The following is an 18021-nucleotide window of genomic DNA, read 5'->3' as shown; positions in this document are numbered from 1 at the left end:
GGCGTTGAACAGGAGGGCTATGTGAAAGACGCGCGAAGGGCGCGGGCCGGTCGATGCGGGTGCCTCGCAGGTACGCAGATCAGGACGCCAGTGCGTGTACCAATTGTTTCTCGCCATGCGAGCGGCGTATGCTCGCGGCTGTGTGCCGACTTCGCGTTGCGCGAAGCACGCGGCAGGACTCACAGACAATCGATCGATCAATAGAGACAGGGATATAGATAAGGATGGCCTGGGAGCAATTCGAACATGGCTGGCGGTCTGCGCCGGCCAATCAGCAACCCGACAGGCCGGCGACGTCGCTGGTCGTGCTGCTGCACGGCGTGGGCAGCAACGCGCGCGACCTGATGCCGCTCGCGGACGCGTGGCGCGGTGCATTGCCGACGACCGCGTTCGTGTCGCTCGACGGCACCGAGCCATTCGACGGCGGCTTCGGCGGACGTCAATGGTTCAGCCTGCGTGACATCGACGCGACCCGTCGCGCGCAGCGTGTCGCGGCCGCTTACCCGGCACTGCTCGCGCGGCTCGACGATGAACTCGCGCACTGGCGGCTGACTTACGCGCAGCTTGCGCTGATCGGCTTTTCGCAAGGCTCGATGATGGCGCTGCATCACGTGGTGTCGAATCCGGACGGCGCCGCGGCAATCGTTGCGTACTCGGGGCGCCTCGCATCGGCGATCGCGACGCACAGCCGCACGCCGGTCACGCTGATTCACGGCACCGCCGACGAGGTCATCCCGGTCCGCGAACTGGAACAGGCCGCGGACGCATTGACGGTCGCCGGCTTCGCGGTCGACGCGTACGCGCTGCCCGACGTCGGCCATACGATTTCCGCGGAAGGGGCCGCGCTGGGTCGCGACGCACTCGTACAGGCGTTCGACTCGACAGATTGAGCTGATTGACTCGACAACGCCACGTTCCGCTGGCAGCATCCGGATGCTGTGCATCCCTAAAGTTTTGTCGTGGTATGCCGTTATTGGTTTTAATCGGGGTTTATCGACTGGTTTTACCGACTGAATTTACCGAGTAGTCAGCACCAGAAACGCACCCGACGCGCGGGCCCTGACCAGGCAGGACATCCGTCTTTCACGCGCAGCCGGGGCCGATTATTCGAGCCGTCGCAGGCAACGGGCGGCCCATACACGCAGAGCCACATCATGGCCCGACCGATTCCGCAGTCCCCGCTGTTCAGCCGCCTGTTCCGCCACAACGTGGCGGTCGATCTCGGGACGGCCAACACGCTCATCTATACCGACGACGGCGGCATCGTGCTGAACCAGCCGTCGGTCGTGTGCTTCCAGAAGCAGCCCGCAGCCGGACGCGAGCGCGTCGCGGCGGTCGGCAGCGAGGCGAAGCAGATGCTCGGTCGCGCACCCGGCAACCTCGAAGCGGTGCGGCCGATGCGGCACGGCGTGATCGCGAACTTCCCCGCAGCCGAGCACATGATCCGCCAGTTCGTCGCGATGGCCGGCACACGTGGCATGTTCGGCCGACGGGCGGCGTTCACGATCTGCGTGCCGGCCGGCGCGACCCAGGTCGAGCGTCGCGCGATCAAGGAAGCGGCGGTGTCGGCGGGCGCGTGGAAGGTCAGCCTGATCGGCGAATCGCTCGCGTCGGCGCTCGGCGCGGGTCTGCCGGTTACGTCGTCGACGGGTTCGATGGTCGTCGACATCGGCGGCGGCACCACCGAGGTCGGCGTGATCGCGCTCGGTGGCACGGTGTACAGCGGGTCGGTGCGGGTCGGCGGCGACCAGTTCGACCAGGCGATCGTCAATTACGTACGTAGCCTGTACGGCGTGCTGCTCGGCGAACAGACGGCCGAGCACGTGAAGAAAACCATCGGCTCCGCACTGCGCGACGTGCCGCTCGAGCGGATGAACGCGACCGGTCGCAGTGTCGACGACGGTCTGCCGCGCACGGTCCAACTCAGCAATCACGACGTCGCCGATGCGATCGTCGCGCCGCTGCGGCAGGTGATCGGCGCGGTGAAGACCGCGCTCGAATGCGCGCCCGCCGAACTGGTGACCGACATCGCGAACGGCGGCATCGTGCTGACGGGCGGCGGCGCGCTGCTCGGTCAGCTGGATCGCTGCCTGTCGGAGCAACTGGGTGTGACGGTACGGGTCGCCGACGAACCGCTGACCTGCGCGGTGCGTGGCGCGGGCGCGGCGCACGGGATGGTCGATTCGTACGCATTCGACTGATCATTGCGGTCGCATTCGCATTGACCTTCGCGACCTCTAGACGGCAGGACGATTTCAGAGCTGTGGGACAATCAGCGCTTTACGCCGTCGGTGCTCACCGACTCAGTCCGTGAATCAGTCCGTTCCTGCGTCCCCGCCTTCGTTCATTTCATTGCACAACGGTTTGCAGATGCCCTACGTCGAAGCGGGCGAAGGCGAACTGCTGCTGTTCGTGCACGGCTCGCTGTGCGATTACCGCTACTGGCAGCCGCAACTGGCCGGACTCTCGACGCGCTACCGCTGCGTCGCAGTGAGCCTCACCCACTACTGGCCCGCCACCGATACCCCCGACGACATTCCGTTTAGCTGGAGCAATCACGCGGACGAGCTCGCCGAATTTCTCGAGCGTTTTGGTGCGGGGCCCGCGCATGTAGTCGGGCATTCGCGCGGTGGCTGCGTCGCGTTTCATTTCGCGCGCCGGCATCCGCAATGGCTGCGCACGCTGACGCTTGCCGATCCCGGCGGACCGTTGCAGATCGCCGGGCGTCCGCTTGCGAAGCTGCCGGAAACGGCCAACGCATTGCGAGCGCGTGCGGCGCAGCTGATTGAAACGGGGGATGACGCATCGGTGCAGGCAGGCCTGCAACTGTTCGTCGATTCGGTGAGCCGGCCTGGATTCTGGGCGAAGAGCACACCCGCGTTTCGTTTGATGGCAACCGACAATGCACGCACGCTCGTGCGGCAGTTTCGCGATCCGCTACCGCCGTACACGCCGGAGGAGGCCGCTGAAGTGCGCTGTCCGCTGCTGCTGATCGACGGCGAGAAAAGTCCGGAGATGTTTCGCCGCACAGCGACTGCGCTCGCGCAATGGTGTCCGGACGCGCGGCGCGAAACCGTACGCGGCGCGTCGCACGGAATGAACCTCGCGCATCCGGCCGCGTTCAATCGCTACGTCGACGAATTCATTCGTAGCGTCGACGTTCGATGAACGGCTGCGTTTAAACCGAAGCTATCTACCAAAGCGGCCTGCTGTCACGCGTTCTTTTTGTAACGCAGGCACAATGGCGACTGCCGGTTCGGTATTGATACCGGCCAAACCAGCAACCGCTCACGCAGTTTTACGCGGCACGCGCTTTCGGATGTGCGTCGATGTCGAGTGCCAGTTCCGCCGCTTCGCCGACGAGCCCGTTGTAGTACAGGTGCACGCCGATCGCGAGCGAATCGTTGCGGATTTCCTGGAAGGCTCTCCACGCTTTCTTCGGATCCTTGAACAGCAGGTAGTGCGCTTCCTGCGAGACGAGGCGCGCAACGTGATGCAGTCCATGTCCATGCAGCACCGCGACCAGCGAATCGAGGCTGTGATGCGTGCGCGCATCGGTACGCGGATACAGCATGTGCAGCACGGCAACCTTCTGCGACGCAAGCGCGGCCGACAACGCGACGACGATGTCCTGATGGCTGAGCGCCGTGACGACGCTTTCTTCCTGCTCGTTTTCCGGGAACAACGTTTCGACGGTGAGGTTCATCGGGTCCATCCTGATGTTTCGACTGGATAAAAAAGCCCGCCGCTGAACGGCGGGCCAAAAACGACAATGTGCTTGCGAGGGGAAGCAAAACACGGATTCAGTATGTCAGACGGAATGCGCATGCGCAGCGCGAACAGGGGCAAAACACTGTTGCATCCGTCGTTCAGTTGAAGGGAGATTTCATTTCGCCGACGACCTGCAACGAGTGTTGCGTTCGACGAGATGGATTGTTGTGCGCGATCGACGCAATGATGTGCCGCTCGCACCGTAGAATGCATTGCCAACGCCGGACTGCCCCGGCAACTACGCACCGCGGCCGTCGATGTGGCTATCGATGCAGCGATCGGTGCGATCTAACAAGGAACGCAGATGAACGATTCGACGACACACGCCACGCTACGCTTTTCCGACAGCGACACCACCATCGATCTGCCGATCTACAAGGGTTCGCTCGGTCCGGACGTGATCGACATCCGCAAGCTGTATGCGCAGACCGGCAAGTTCACGTACGACCCCGGTTTCATGTCGACGGCCGCGTGCAATTCGGCCATCACGTACATCGACGGCGACAAGGGCGAGCTGCTGTACCGCGGCTATCCGATCGATAACCTCGCGCAGAACGCGGACTTTCTCGAAAGCTGCTATCTGCTGCTGAAGGGCGAACTGCCGAACGCGAAGCAGAAAGCCGAGTTCGTCGACACCGTCACGAAGCACACGATGGTGCACGAGCAGATGCACATCTTCTTCCGTGGCTTCCGCCGCGATGCGCACCCGATGGCGATTCTTGTCGCGGCAGTAGGCGCATTGTCGGCGTTCTATCACGACTCGCTCGACATCAATAACCCGCAGCATCGTGACGTCTCCGCGATCCGCATGATCGCGAAGCTGCCGACGCTGGTCGCGATGGCGTACAAGTACAGCATCGGCCAGCCGTTCGTGTACCCGCGCAACGAGCTGTCGTACAGCGCGAACTTCATGCAGATGATGTTCTCGACGCCCGCCGAAGACTACAAGGTCAACGACGTGCTGGTGCGCGCACTCGATCGCATCCTGATCCTGCACGCAGACCACGAACAGAATGCGTCGACGTCGACGGTGCGGTTGGCCGGTTCGTCGGGGGCGAATCCGTTTGCGTGTATCGCAGCAGGCATTGCCTGCTTGTGGGGCCCGGCGCATGGCGGCGCGAACGAAGCCGCGCTGAACATGCTCGAAGAAATCGGCTCGGTCGACAACATTCCGGCGTTCATCGAGCAGGTGAAGGACAAGAACTCGGGCGTGAAGCTGATGGGCTTCGGCCATCGCGTGTACAAGAACTACGACCCGCGCGCGAAGCTGATGCGCGAGACGTGCTACGAAGTGCTCGAAGAACTGGGCCTGCATGACGACCCGTTGTTCAAGCTCGCGATGGCGCTCGAAAAGATCGCGCTCGAAGACGAATACTTCGTGTCGCGCAAGCTGTACCCGAACGTCGATTTCTACTCGGGCATCGTGCAGCGCGCACTGGGCATCCCGACATCGATGTTCACGTGCATCTTCGCGATGGCGCGTACGGTCGGCTGGATCGCGCAGTGGAACGAGATGATTGCCGATCCGGAACAGAAGATCGGTCGTCCGCGTCAGCTGTTCGTCGGCGCGACGCCGCGCGAAGCGAAGCCGCTCGCGCAACGCTAGGCCACCGGGTTCAACACCCGCCTGCCATGTCCGCATGACCACTGCCGCGCATTTGCGCGGCAGTTTTGTTTTGGGCGGCGCGCGCTGCATCCACCCGCTGCATCCGATGTAAAAAACCGGGAACGAAACGCCGGCGTTGCCTTCATAACCTTCTACAATCCCGACAAGGCCAACAGCACAGGAGCAAGCTGATGCAGGATCCAGAAGCACTCAGTGGACTGACTCATTCGGGCGGCGAGCCCGCGCACGACCCGGACGCGTTTATCGCACCGGAAAGCCAGAGCGTCGCGAGCCCGGCGCAATATGTGCTCAAGTCGGGCGATGCATTCATCGTCAATGATGCGCTCGGCGACATCACCGGCCACGACGATGGCCTGTTCGTCAACGACACGCGCGTGCTGTCGCAACTGCGCCTGACGTTCGGCGGGCGCGCACCGTCGCTGCTGTCGGGCGCCGTCAGCAGCGACAACGCGGCGTTCACCGCGCACATGACGAACCGTCCGTTGCCGCCGCTCGGTGGCGACAGCACGCCGGAAGGCGTGATTCACGTCGAGCGCGTGCGCGTGCTGTCGGGCACCGTGCTCAACGAAGCAATCGAGTTGACGAACTACGGCACGAGCGATGCAGTCGTGCCGCTGTCGATTTCGTTCGCGAGCGACTTCCGCGACATGTTCGAAGTGCGCGGCCTGAAACGAGCCAAACAGGGCACCGTCGAACCGGCGCGTATCGACAACGGCGAGGTCCATCTCGACTACATCGGCCTCGACGACGTCGCGCGACGTGTGCGGATCGCGTTCTCGCCGGAGCCGGACAATCTGCTCGCGGGTCGTGCCGACTATTCGGTGAGCCTGCCTGCGCAGGCGTGCGTGTCGATCTATCTGTCGGTGTCGGTGCAGGTCGAAGCATTGCCGCAGGCGCCCGGCGATTCGCCGAGCGCGGGTGTCGTGCAGCCGCCGCACATGCTGAGCGGCGCGCATCTGTCGCAGATCGACGCGGCGCGTCCGCGCGTGGGGCGTGCGGCCGTGCGTGCGGGGCTCGTCGACGCGCACCTGGTGATGCGCGAACGGCGCCGTGCGTCGGCGCGCGTGCGTTCGAGCAATCCGCTGTTCAACGCGTGGATCGACCGCTCGCTCGCGGACATCGGTCTGCTGACTACCGATCTCCCGTCCGGCCCCTATCCGTACGCGGGCATTCCGTGGTTCTCGACGCCGTTCGGCCGCGATGCGGTGATCACGTCGCTGCAGACGCTATGGCTGCAGCCGTCGCTTGCACGCGGCGTGCTGCGTTTCCAGGCGGAGCATCAGGCGCGTGAAAACTCGGCGTTCCGCGACGCGGCGGTCGGCAAGATCATTCACGAGATGCGCAAGAGCGAGATGGCCGCCACCGGCGAGGTGCCGTTCGCGCAGTACTACGGCGGCGTCGACACGACACCGCTGTTCATTGTGCTGGCCGGCGCCTATGCGGCACGTACCGGCGACTACGCATTGATCGACGAACTGTGGCCCGCGCTCGACCGCGCCGCGAAGTGGGTCACCGGCGTGTGCGACAAGAACCGCTACGGGCTGCTTGACTATCAGCGTGAATCGGATGGCGGTCTCGCGAATCAGGGCTGGAAAGACAGCCACGATTCCGTGTTCCATGCGGACGGCCGCTTCCCCGATGGGCCGATCGCGCTGGTCGAAGTGCAGGCGTACGCAAGCGCCGCGTTCGACACGATGGCGAATTTCTCGCAGCGCCGCGGGCTGACCGAAGACGCCGCGCACTACACGCAGCGCGCGAAGGCGATCCGCGCGTGCGTCGAGGAAAAGTACTGGATGGAGGAGGCCGGCTTCTACGGCATCGCGCTCGACGGGCACGGTGAGCTGTGCCGTGTGCTCGCATCGAATGCGGGGCACCTGCTGGCGTTCGGTTTGCCCGAGCGCTCGCGCGGCGAATCGGTTGCGCGTGCGTTGGAGTCGACGCTGTTCCACACGGGCTGGGGCGTGCGCACGCTTGCAGCCGGTCAGCCGCGCTTCAATCCGATGGCGTATCACAACGGTTCCGTGTGGCCGCACGACAATGCGCTTTGCGCACGCGGTGCTGCGCGCTACGGCAGCAAGGCGTCGTCGGTGCGGCTGCTGCAGGCGCTGTTCCAGGCTGCGGTGAATTTCGACATGCGTTTGCCGGAGCTGTTCTGCGGCTTTCCGCGTCGACGCGGCGAACCGCCGACTGCTTATCCGGTCGCGTGTCTGCCGCAAGCGTGGGCGGCGGGCTCGCCGTTCATGATGCTCGAAGCGTGTCTCGGCGTGACGATCGATGCGACCGCGCGCGAGGTGCGCATCGAGCAACCGATGCTGCCCGAGGGTATCGACTGGCTCGAGGTCCGCGATCTGCGGGTCGGCGATTCGTCGGTGTCGATCACGTTCCGGCGTGTCGATGGCAAGGTCGTCGCGTCGGCGGAACAGGGTGACGTGCGCGTCGTTGCATTGCTGTGAGCGAGTCGATGAGCGTGAGTTTTCCGGTGGTAACATTTGTTGTCGTCTACTTCGCCGGAACACCGCATGCCCGATAGTTTCGATCAGCTAACCGCACTGATCCGTTCGCGTTTCGCGGAACTGAGTCCGCAGTTCCAGATGGGCGCCGCGTTCCTGCTCGATCATCCGGACGAGGTCGCGGTGTCGTCGATGCGCAAGGTCGCCGAGCGCGCACAAGTGCAACCCGCGTCGCTCGTGCGGCTGTCGCAGCAACTGGGTTTTCCGGGCTGGAACGAGTTGCGCGAATTGTTTGTTGCGCGGGTGCGGACGCGGCCAGAGCGTCTGACGAGCCGCGCACGTTCGCTCGTCAAGACCAATGCGAAAGATGCACTGGCGCACGATCTGCTCGTCGCCCATCAGCACAATCTCGAACTGACGGCCGTACACAACGCACGCGCGATGGTCGAAGCGGCGCGGTTGTTGAAGCGCGCATCGCACGTGCATGTGGCCGGTTTTCGTTCGTGTTATCCGGTCGCGTTCGGGTTGCTCTATGGGTATCGGCTGTTTCGCCCATCGGTATCGCTGCTCAACGGCGAAGCCGGCACGCTCGAAATGCAGCTGCAGGGTATCCAGCGTGACAGCGCGACGGTGGTGATCAGCTTCGCGCCGTACTCGGCCGAAGCGGCGCGCGTCGCGGACGCAGCACGGGAGAAGGGCAGCAAGCTGATCGCGATCACCGACAGCGCGGTGTCGCCGATCGCACTGCATGCCGACAAGGTGCTGATCTTTTCGCACGAAAGTCCGTCGTTTTTCCCGTCACTGGTCGCGGCCACTGCGATTGCCGAATCGCTTGTTGCTCATCTGCTCGCGCTCGAAGGCGCGAGTGCGGTGGAGCAGATCGAAAAGGCCGAACACGCGCTGCATTCGAAGGGCGCGTACCTTCCCTGAAGTTTTCTGACGCCGTACGCATGGATTTCATCCATTGCGTATGGGCTCGTTCGATTTGACAACAAATGTTGTTTAGAGATATAAATACGCATCGTGTGGTGATCGATGTCGCGCGAAAAATCGGAGAGCAGGTACGTGAATCAGGTGGAGCTTTTCCGCGTCGGCGGCGAGCCGTATCAGATCGGCTACGAGCTGGGTAAGCTGGCGCAACCGGTGATGAACGCGTACGCGCGGCAGAGCGCGGCATGGTGGGCGGTCAGCCGCTGGCGCGAACACCCGTTCGTCGCGGCGCTGCGTGAGGCCGCGATTGCGCACTGTCCTGAGCAGATCGAAGAACTCGATGGCCTCGCTGCGGGGCTGGGCTGGCCTGTCGAAGACGTCTTTCTGTGGAATTGCCGGGGCGAACTCGTGCATCGCACGCCCGACGGTTGCACGACACTTGCCGTGCACAGCGGCGAGCGGCGGCTCATTGCCCACAATGAAGACGGTGATCCATGGCTGATCGATCGTTGCTGGCTGGTCGACGTGCAGCCGGCAGGCAAGCCGGGTTTCATCAGCTTCTATTACCCGGGCTCGCTGCCGGGCCACACGTTTGCCGCGAATCGCGCGGGCCTCGTGCAGACCATCAACAATCTCCGCTTGCTGCAACCGGCTGTCGGCGTTCCGCGCATGGTGCTCGCGCGCGCGTTGCTCGATGTGTCGTCGCTCGACGACGCTGTGCATCTGCTGACCACATTGCCGCGCGCGAGCGGTTTTCATCACACGCTGGGATGTGCGGGCGATGCGCGCGTGCTGAGCATCGAAGCGACGGTTGCGCGCTGCTCGATCGTCGAGATCGACGGCATCAGCGGACACGCGAATCACATGATTCACGAAGGCTGTGAACAAAGCCCGCAGATCGTCACCGCTTCATCGAACGATCGCCAGACGCGGCTCGATCATCTGCTCGCCGCATCCGACACTTTCGATCCGGACGCCTCCGCGCTTCTGCGCCTGCTACGCGACAAGGCACCCTCCGGTCTGCCGATCTATCGCGACGATCCGCACGACCCCGATGACGAAAACACCCTCGCCACCGCGCTGTTCGACATCGCGGACAACGGCGTGACGATGCAGATGCACCGGCACGCGCACTGCGTGTTCGATATATTCATTCCACGGACGGCCACCACGCCGTCCGTCACCCGACAGAAATAAGGAACGCCATGTCCGCCGTATTCCACAGAATGCCGAAGAAGACGATGCCGGTCGCGGTGGCCGGCGACGGTATCGAGATCGTCGACGCCGACGGTAAGCGCTACATCGATGCATGCGGCGGCGCTGCCGTGTCGTGCCTCGGGCACAGCAATGCACGCGTGATCGATGCGGTACGTCGTCAGGTGGAGCAACTGCCCTACGCACACACGTCGTTCTTCACGACCGCGCCGGCCGAAGCGCTCGCGGACCGTTTGATTGCGAGTGCGCCGCAGGGGCTCGAGCACGTGTACTTCGTGTCGGGCGGATCGGAGGCGATCGAGGCGGCGCTCAAGCTCGCACGGCAGTATTTCGTCGAAACCGGCGAGCCGCAGCGGCGCCATTTCATCGCGCGCCGGCAGAGTTATCACGGCAACACGCTGGGTGCGCTCGCGATCGGCGGCAACGCATGGCGGCGCGAACCGTTCCTGCCGCTGCTGATCGACGCGCATCACGTCAGTCCCTGTTTCGCGTATCGCGAACGCGCGGCCGAAGAAACCGATGATGCCTACGCACAGCGCCTGGCCGACGAACTCGAACAGAAAATCCTCTCGCTCGGCCCGGACACGGTCGCGGCCTTCGTCGCGGAGACGGTGGTGGGCGCGACGGCTGGTGCGGTGCCGCCGGTACGCGACTATTTCCGCAAGATCCGCGCGGTGTGCGACCGCTACGGCGTGCTGCTGATCCTCGACGAGATCATGTCGGGCATGGGCCGAACGGGTTACCTGTACGCATGCGAAGAAGACGGCGTTGCCCCCGATCTACTGACCATCGCGAAGGGGCTCGGCGCGGGTTATCAGCCGATCGGCGCGACGCTCGTGTCGGGGAAGATCTACGACGCGATCGTCGGCGGTAGCGGGTTCTTTCAGCACGGCCACACGTATATCGGCCACGCGACCGCGTGCGCAGCAGCGCTCGAAGTGCAGCGCGTGATCGACGAAGACAACCTGCTCGCGAACGTGCGCGAGCGCGGCGAACAACTGCGCGCGCGTTTGCGTGAACACTATGCGCAGCATCCGCATATCGGCGACGTGCGCGGGCGCGGGCTGTTCGTCGGCGTGGAGTTCGTGCGCGATCGCGCGACGAAAACGCCATTCGATCCTGCGCTGAAGCTGCACGCGGCGATGCGCCGCGAAGCGTTCGAACGTGGATTGATGGTGTACCCGATGGGCGGCACCGTCGACGGCCGGATCGGCGATCATGTGCTGATCGCGCCGCCGTTCATCTGCACCGCGCGCGATATCGACGCGATCGTCGAGCGCTTTGTCGATGCGGCCGACGCCGCGCTCGCGTCATCCTGACCGACGCTGCTTTCCGAACTGGAGCCCATGAGATGGCCGACCGCCTGCCGCGCTTCGACGCGACACATGCCACGCCCGAGCAGAAAGCCGTGCTCGACGAAATCCTGTCGGGACCGCGCGGCAATCTGAATGGCCCGTTTCTCGGCTGGATTCATAGCCCTGAACTCGCGCAACACGCGCAGCGTCTCGGCGCATTCTGCCGGTATCGCACCGGCTTGCCGCTACGGTTGTCGGAACTGGCGATTCTCGTCACGGCTTCGCGCTGGCAGGCGCAGGCCGAGTGGTACATCCACTATCCGATCGCATTGCAGGCAGGCGTGCGCGAAGAAGATGCGCAGGCGATTCGCGCGGGCGAGCGCCCCGCGTTCGCCGATGCCGACGATGCGCTGATCTACGCGTTCGCCACCGAACTGTACGATGCGAAGCGCGTGTCCGGGCCAACGTATGCACGAACCGTCGAGCGGTTCGGCCACGAAACGACGATCAATCTGGTGAGCCTGCTGGGCTATTACGCGCTGGTCGCGATGACGCTGAACGTATTCGACATGCGCGCGGACGGCCAGACATCGCTACCGTTCGACGAACCGCCTGCGTAATAACAGCACCAGCGGCAAACGCAGCGGCGAGCACGCAAACATGCAAAACGCCCCGGCCGATTCAACCCGGCCGGGGCGTTTTTACACGTCCGTGAAGGACGTGGCGGCTTATTGACCGCGATACGTCGAGAAGATGCCGTTGTCGGGCGTGACGCGCGAGCCCGATTCCGACTTGCCCATCATCGCGCCGCCGACAGCGGGCGACGTCTGTTGCGCGACTTCGATGGCTGCGCCTTGATCGGCGCTCTTCGGATAGACCGGATCGGCTTGAGTCAGCAGGCCCGCCTTTTGCGCGGCTACGAGTTCGGCACGAACCTGGGCGCGCGTGACCGGCGCGTTCGATTGTTGTGCGAACGAAATGGCCGGGACAGCGAGAGCGGCGACGAGAACAGCGGAAACGAGTGACTTCATGATGAACCTCCGATTATCGATGTGTAGTCAGACCGGTTTGAATGACGTTGCCGATCTGTTGAGGCGAGTCTATTTCGGAGTGCGTGCGGTAAAAAGCGGGAATCCAGATATAGATTCTTGCGAGATGTGAAGTAATTGCCGGTGCGTTGGCGCGATCGCACTGTCACGTTGTCGTACCGTCAAACGCCTATGATGAAGTTCGATCTACGCCCAGATTGGGATGCGCGGCAGTGTTTGATCGATGCCGCTCTGTGGAAAGGGCGTGGCGGAGTCGGGGGTGTCGGGATTGGTGCGCATTTTTGCAACACAGTTATCCACGTTAACCACCTTCAATGGGACTGCGGTAGGTGAGTCAGCGCTGCACGAACTGGGGTCGACGCCTGAGTAAGCGCTAAAGCGCTAACTCAGGCATGGGACCGCAGTAAGCGCTCTGCGTGGGACCAGAGTAGCGCGCTAAAGCGCGAACTCTGGATCGACAGCTGAAGCACCAACTGCGGTCGACAAAGCAAAGGAGAGAACGAAATGAAACGCAAAGCATCAGCAGTCTGGCAAGGCGGCCTGCAGGACGGCAAAGGCGCGATCTCCACGGACAGCGGCGTCCTCAAGGACACGCAGTACTCGTTTGCGACACGCTTCGAGGACGGCATCGGCACGAATCCCGAAGAGCTGATCGCGGCAGCGCACGCGGGCTGCTTTTCGATGGCGCTGTCGGCGGAACTGGGGAAGGCCGGGATCAAACCGGAGCGCATTGGTACGACCGCGACCGTCACACTCGACAAAGCGGACGGCGGATTTGCAATCACCGCCGTGCATCTCGACGTCGCCGTGAAAATCCCCGGCGGCGACAAGGCCGCGTTCGACAAGGCAACCGCCGATGCGAAGGCCGGTTGTCCCGTGTCGAAAGTGCTGAACGCGACGATCACGATGGACGCGAAGCTCGAAACGTAAGCGGAGTACGCAGGATGAGAACGCAGCGCGCCGCGGCCTGCGCCGCCACGCGCTGATCCGTCGCGACGATTCTCCACGCAGGCCCATCAACAAGGCGGACCGCATTAACACCTGTCGTCAGCAGGGTTGACCTTGAATTCTTGAACAACGAGTCATAAACTTCGGCCCATGACTCAAGTCCTCCTAGCGAAAAAGCCGTCCGAAGCCTGCGTGCGCGGGCGGCCACGTGAATTCGACACCGACGCGGTACTCGCGGAGGCGGGTCGCGTGTTCTGGAGCTACGGCTATCACGCGACGTCGATCGACGATCTGTGCAAGGCGACCGGCGTGTTGCGCGGCAGCCTGTACGGGGTGTTCGGCGACAAGCGCGGCATCATGATCGCAGCGCTCGACCGTTACGCGGACGGTGCGATCGCACGCCTCGTCGAGCGCCTGAGTGCCGACTTGCCGCCCGAAGAAGCGTTGCGCAATGCGCTGATGCACCACACACGGGTAGCGTCTTCGCTGTCGGGGCAACGCAGTTGCTTCATCACCAACGCGACGCTGGAAATGTCGATCGACGACGATGAAGTGCGCGAACGGATCGAATCGATCCAGCGCCGCGTCGCGACACTGCTCGCCGCTGCCGTGATTCGCGGGCAGGCGAGCGGCGTATTCGATACACGGCTCGACGAGAAATCCGTCGCCGATTTTTTGCTGTGCGTGACCCAGGGCTTGCGCGTACTCGGCAAGATCAAACATCGCGAGCACGAGCTCGAAGCGATCGTCGACATCGCGATGCGCGCGCTCGTGTGATTTTTTTTCATAAATTCTTGAACGGTCAGTCATGAATAAAGAAGGCGTCAAGCCGGCCGAGGCCGGTCTTGTAGCAACCGCTGCGACGGCGAGCGAACATGCCGCGCACTCAGCACACGCGCCCCTCAGCAAGACCGCGCTCGGTGTGCTGCTGATCGGCGCCTTTCTCGCGCCGCTCGACTACTTCATCGTCAACCTCGCATTGCCGGCCATTCACACGGGCCTCGGTGCGACCGACGCGCAGCTGCAACTGATCGTCTCCGCGTACGCGTCCGCGTATGCGGTGCTGCTGATTACCGGCGGCCGGCTCGGCGATCTGTTCGGCCGTCGACGGATGTTTCTGACGGGCATGGCGGGCTTCGTGATCTCATCGGCGATGTGCGGCCTCGCGACGAGCGGTCACATACTCGTGCTCGCGCGGATCGTGCAAGGCATCGCCGCATCGGTGATGGCGCCGCAGGTACTCGCGACGATCCGCGCGGTCGTGCCCGTGCATCGTCAAACCAAAGTGATGAGCATCTACGGCTTCGTGTTCGGGTTGTCGTCGATCGTCGGGCAGCTCGGCGGCGGCGCGCTGATTACGTATCACCCGTTCGGGCTCGACTGGCGAATCATCTTCCTGCTCAACGTGCCGGTCGGCATGCTCGCGTTCATCGGCACGTGGAAGTTCGTGCCGGAGAACCGTCCGCAGACGAGCACCGGCGTCGACCTGAAAGGCGTCGCGCTGCTGTCGCTGCTGCTGATTCTCGTGATCTATCCGATGACGCATGGCCGCGAAGCCGGCTGGCCCGCATGGACCTTCGTGATGTTCGCGCTCGCAGTGCCGGCGTTCGCGTGGTTCGTCGCGACGGAGCGACGCGTCGAACGCGCGGGTGGTCATCCGCTCGTCGATCTGCAGCTGTTCCGTAATCCCGCGTTTTCGCTCGGGCTGGTGCTCGCGTTCCTGTTCTATTGCAACAGCGCGTTCTTCCTCACGTACGGCATCTATCTGCAGACGGGTCTGCACTGGACACCGCTCGCGTCTGGCATCGCGATCATGCCGTTCGCGGTCGGTTTCGTGATCGGACCGTTGACGTCGCCGGCCGTCGTGAAGCGCATCGGCAGTCACGTGTTGACGCTCGGCTTCGCGATGCTCGCTGCCGGGTTTTCGCTCACCGGATGGGCATCGACCCGTGCGCCGTCGCCCGACCTGCTGTTCTATATCGGTCTCGTGTTCGCGGGCCTGGGACAAGGACTGCTGCTGCCGTCTATCGTGCGGATCGTGCTCGCCGAAGTCGAACCTGCGAAGGCCGGTCTCGCATCCGGGGTCGTCTCGTCGACATTGCAGATCGGCTCCGCGTTCGGCACGGCGGCGATCAGCGGCGCGTTCTTCGGCGTGCTGGGCGGCCGCTCGAATCCCGAGAGCTACGCGCATGCATTCCAGTCGAGCCTCGCGATCAACGCGACATTGATGGCCGTGTGTATCGGTTTGAGCGTGCTGCTCGTCCGGCATCAGCGTGTCGCGCTCGGGCGTCGCGTGCCGGCGGCGGCGTAACGCGGTCGTCGGGCAGGGTCGCAAGCGCTCAGGGTAGGTGCCGAATAATGCTATTAATCAGATACGAAAAGATTCAATTGCGATTTACGAAATATTCGAACATACGAGGAATAAGAGGCGGCAGCTTTTACGCTGGAAAAGACAAGGGGAAAGTAAATTGTGCTGTGATGCAGTGCCGCGCAGGCGGCCTGCAAATGCCCAATGGGTAAGGGTTTTGTCGGGGATGGGAAAACGCGGAAGGGGTTTTTACGGACGGCCTGCTATTGAAGATCCGCTGAAAACGGTATCAATAAAAAGCACTTGCAGAACGTAAATCCAATTTGCTAATCTTGCTCAAGATTTAAAAAATATCGTCGGTCGGGCGTCTTCGGCATTGGGTGAATTAACCGGTTCAACGATCTGGCATCGGGGCTTCCATGCTTACTGCTACTTTCAACGTGTTCGATGCATCGCCGCCCGCGTTCAACGTCGGCGACGTGGTCACGCTCAAGACGGGCGGTCCGCGGATGACGGTGACCTACGCGGGCGAAGTCGGGCAGATGCCGGGCGAGCGCCTGGTGTGCCAGTGGTTCGACGAGCACGGCGAGCTGCGTCAACAGGCTTTCGAGTGCGATGAAGTGCGGCGCGAGCCGCGTTCGATCCCGGCCGCGTCGGTGCGCTGGGGCGACGTCGCGAACTTCAGCCGGGCCGCGCGCGAAGCGTGAGGCCGTCGTAGGCAGTTACCGGCCACTGCGGCCGGCACGTCGTCACAGCACTTCTCTCCCGTCTTTATCTAGCGCCGCGCTTCGGTCGCCATCCTCACGGCGAGTCCGGCGAGCACCGTTCCCATCAGCCAGCGCTGAATCACGAGCCACACGGGACGTCCCGCGAGAAACGCGGCGAGCGAACCCGCCGTCATCGCGACCGTTGCGTTCACCGAGATGCTCAGCGCGATCTGCATTAACCCCAGCACCAGCGATTGTCCGAGCACGCTACCGTGACTCGGGTCGATGAACTGCGGCAGCAGCGACAGATACAGCACCGCGATTTTCGGATTCAGCAGGTTCGTGACGAAGCCCATTGCGAACAGCTTGCGCGGACTGTCGACGGGCAGCTCGCGCACCTGAAACGGCGAACGGCCGCCCGGCTTCACCGCCTGCCACGCGAGATACAGCATGTACAGCGCGCCACCGAAGCGCAGCGCGTCGTACGCGAACGGCACCGCGAGCAGCAGCGCGGTAATGCCGAACGCGGCGCACAGCATGTAGAACACGAAGCCGAGCGCGACACCGCCGAGCGAGATGAGCCCGGCCTGACGGCCTTGCGAAATGGAGCGGGAGATCAGATAGATCATGTTGGGCCCCGGCGTCAGCGACATGCCCAACGCGACGAGGCCGAAGGTGAACAGCGAACCGTAGTGCGGCATTGCACGACTCCTTGAGAAAAAGGAAACGACAGCAATGCCCAGGCGCGCGGCGATCCGGAAGTGGAGTGCGGTCCGCGTTCCCCGATGGTGATCCATCTCGAAGCGCCAGTTGCGCGGACGCCTCGATTATTCCATGGCTCATCGCATCGCGCAGCAAAAAGCACGACGTCAGCCGTCGATCAGCTTGAGCCCCGCCACCGACACGACGATCAGCGCGAGACACGCCAGCCTCGGCGCGGAAACCGGATCGCCGAACAGCACGATGCCGAGCACCGTGATGCCGAACGAGCCGATGCCGGTCCAGATCACGTACGCGGTGCCGGCGGGCAGATGCTTCATCGCGAGTGTCAGCAGGAACACGCTGCAGAGTGCCGCGACGATTCCACCGACACTCGGCCACAGCCGCGTCCATCCGTTTGCGTATTTCAATGAGAGCGCCATCAGGATTTCGACCGCACTCGCGCCCAGCAGGATCAGCCATGCCATTGTTTTCTCCAGGGTTTAGCGTGAGGCCAGCTTAGAGGTATAGTGATCCGCTCACCATTACGCACCTTCTGGTAACCATGGCATTGCCCGAACGCGCATCCGCCACGCCCGAGTCTCCCGCATCAAGCGACGCTGTCGCGAACCCGCAGCCCTACGTCGGCGACGTATTCGACGAGGCGTGCTCGTCGCGTCGCGCGCTCGAACTGATCGCGAGCAAATGGACGCTGCTGATCCTGCCCGCGCTGCAGGAAGGGCCGATGCGCAACAACGCGTTGCTGCGGCGGATCGGTGGGATTTCGCAGAAGGTGCTGTCGCAGACGCTGCGCGATCTCGAGCGCAACGGCCTCGTCATCCGCGAGGCGCATGACGGCAAGGTGCCGCACGTCGAGTATCGGCTGAGCGAACTGGGTCGTTCGTTGAGCGATGCGCTGATCGCGCTCGACCGCTGGGCAGAGACGAACGTCACCGCGCTCGATGCTGCACGCGCGAACTACGACGAGCAGCAGCAGACGCGCCGCTAGCCGCACATCACGA

The 18021-nt window shown here is 63.4% G+C and carries 18 protein-coding genes and 1 riboswitch; of the genes, 14 read left to right on the top strand and 4 right to left on the bottom strand.

Going from position 1 to position 18021, the window contains the following annotated elements:
* Positions 1-224: 224 nt before the first annotated feature.
* From E1748_RS03980 to E1748_RS03970, 3 genes are all read left to right on the top strand, one after another.
* A complete protein-coding gene (locus E1748_RS03980) occupies positions 225-890 on the top strand; it encodes an alpha/beta hydrolase (protein WP_133645839.1) in 666 nt (221 codons plus the stop codon).
* A gap of 264 nt (positions 891-1154) precedes the next feature.
* The gene (gene mreB / locus E1748_RS03975; protein WP_133645838.1) at positions 1155-2201 is read left to right on the top strand and encodes a rod shape-determining protein; all 1047 of its coding nucleotides are present in this window, start codon (positions 1155-1157) and stop codon (positions 2199-2201) included.
* Positions 2202-2370: 169 nt separating this feature from the next.
* A complete protein-coding gene (locus tag E1748_RS03970; RefSeq protein WP_133647224.1) occupies positions 2371-3168 on the top strand; it encodes an alpha/beta fold hydrolase in 798 nt (265 codons plus the stop codon).
* 130 nt (positions 3169-3298) lie between these two features.
* Here the strand turns inward: E1748_RS03970 and E1748_RS03965 are convergent, their stop codons facing one another.
* The gene (locus E1748_RS03965) at positions 3299-3706 is read right to left on the bottom strand and encodes a hypothetical protein (protein ID WP_133645837.1); all 408 of its coding nucleotides are present in this window, start codon (positions 3704-3706) and stop codon (positions 3299-3301) included.
* Between the two features lie 369 nt (positions 3707-4075).
* On the opposite strand from E1748_RS03965, the gene gltA reads away from it, so the two are divergent.
* The 6 genes from gltA (at position 4076) to E1748_RS03935 (ending at position 11908) form a co-directional block, all read left to right on the top strand.
* Positions 4076-5377 (top strand): citrate synthase, encoded by a 1302-nt coding sequence (gltA, locus tag E1748_RS03960; protein ID WP_133645836.1) that lies wholly within the window; start codon positions 4076-4078, stop codon positions 5375-5377.
* 191 nt (positions 5378-5568) lie between these two features.
* Positions 5569-7851 carry an amylo-alpha-1,6-glucosidase gene (locus E1748_RS03955; protein WP_133645835.1) on the top strand — a complete coding sequence of 761 codons (2283 nt, stop codon included), beginning with the start codon at positions 5569-5571 and terminating at the stop codon, positions 7849-7851.
* Between the two features lie 66 nt (positions 7852-7917).
* Entirely contained in the window at positions 7918-8778 is an 861-nt protein-coding gene (locus E1748_RS03950; RefSeq protein ID WP_133645834.1) for a MurR/RpiR family transcriptional regulator, read from the top strand.
* A gap of 135 nt (positions 8779-8913) precedes the next feature.
* Positions 8914-9975: a C45 family autoproteolytic acyltransferase/hydrolase gene (locus tag E1748_RS03945; protein WP_240766304.1), complete on the top strand. Its 1062-nt coding sequence runs from the start codon at positions 8914-8916 to the stop codon at positions 9973-9975.
* 8 nt (positions 9976-9983) lie between these two features.
* Positions 9984-11312 (top strand): aspartate aminotransferase family protein, encoded by a 1329-nt coding sequence (locus tag E1748_RS03940; RefSeq protein WP_133645832.1) that lies wholly within the window; start codon positions 9984-9986, stop codon positions 11310-11312.
* 32 nt (positions 11313-11344) lie between these two features.
* Positions 11345-11908: a carboxymuconolactone decarboxylase family protein gene (locus E1748_RS03935; protein ID WP_133645831.1), complete on the top strand. Its 564-nt coding sequence runs from the start codon at positions 11345-11347 to the stop codon at positions 11906-11908.
* Positions 11909-12016: 108 nt separating this feature from the next.
* Here the strand turns inward: E1748_RS03935 and E1748_RS03930 are convergent, their stop codons facing one another.
* On the bottom strand, positions 12017-12319 hold the full coding sequence (locus tag E1748_RS03930) for a DUF4148 domain-containing protein (protein ID WP_133645830.1): 303 nt from the start codon (positions 12317-12319) through the stop codon (positions 12017-12019).
* 522 nt (positions 12320-12841) lie between these two features.
* Here E1748_RS03930 and E1748_RS03925 point away from each other — a divergent pair.
* The 4 genes from E1748_RS03925 to E1748_RS03910 all read left to right on the top strand — a co-directional run bounded on the left by E1748_RS03925 (position 12842) and on the right by E1748_RS03910 (position 16300).
* Positions 12842-13267 carry an OsmC family protein gene (locus E1748_RS03925; RefSeq protein WP_133645829.1) on the top strand — a complete coding sequence of 142 codons (426 nt, stop codon included), beginning with the start codon at positions 12842-12844 and terminating at the stop codon, positions 13265-13267.
* Between the two features lie 168 nt (positions 13268-13435).
* The gene (locus tag E1748_RS03920; protein ID WP_133645828.1) at positions 13436-14062 is read left to right on the top strand and encodes a TetR/AcrR family transcriptional regulator; all 627 of its coding nucleotides are present in this window, start codon (positions 13436-13438) and stop codon (positions 14060-14062) included.
* 31 nt (positions 14063-14093) lie between these two features.
* On the top strand, positions 14094-15596 hold the full coding sequence (locus E1748_RS03915; protein ID WP_133645827.1) for an MFS transporter: 1503 nt from the start codon (positions 14094-14096) through the stop codon (positions 15594-15596).
* Positions 15597-16012: 416 nt separating this feature from the next.
* The gene (locus E1748_RS03910) at positions 16013-16300 is read left to right on the top strand and encodes a YodC family protein (protein WP_133645826.1); all 288 of its coding nucleotides are present in this window, start codon (positions 16013-16015) and stop codon (positions 16298-16300) included.
* A 68-nt stretch (positions 16301-16368) separates the two neighbouring features.
* Here the strand turns inward: E1748_RS03910 and E1748_RS03905 are convergent, their stop codons facing one another.
* Complete coding sequence (locus E1748_RS03905) at positions 16369-17001, bottom strand: LysE family translocator (RefSeq protein WP_133645825.1); 633 nt, start codon at positions 16999-17001, stop codon at positions 16369-16371.
* Positions 17002-17030: 29 nt separating this feature from the next.
* Positions 17031-17124, bottom strand: a riboswitch (ZMP/ZTP riboswitch).
* A gap of 45 nt (positions 17125-17169) precedes the next feature.
* Positions 17170-17487, bottom strand: a complete 318-nt coding sequence (locus tag E1748_RS03900) for a DMT family transporter (protein ID WP_133645824.1) — start codon at positions 17485-17487, stop codon at positions 17170-17172.
* 77 nt (positions 17488-17564) lie between these two features.
* On the opposite strand from E1748_RS03900, the gene E1748_RS03895 reads away from it, so the two are divergent.
* Positions 17565-18008, top strand: coding sequence for a winged helix-turn-helix transcriptional regulator (locus tag E1748_RS03895; RefSeq protein WP_133645823.1), 444 nt, complete (start codon positions 17565-17567; stop codon positions 18006-18008).
* Positions 18009-18021 lie beyond the last annotated feature (13 nt).

This window comes from Paraburkholderia flava (genome assembly GCF_004359985.1).
In the GTDB taxonomy this organism is placed as follows: domain Bacteria; phylum Pseudomonadota; class Gammaproteobacteria; order Burkholderiales; family Burkholderiaceae; genus Paraburkholderia; species Paraburkholderia flava.
The sequence above is the reverse complement of the archived record's forward strand: the minus strand, read 5'-3'. Positions and strand labels throughout refer to the sequence as shown.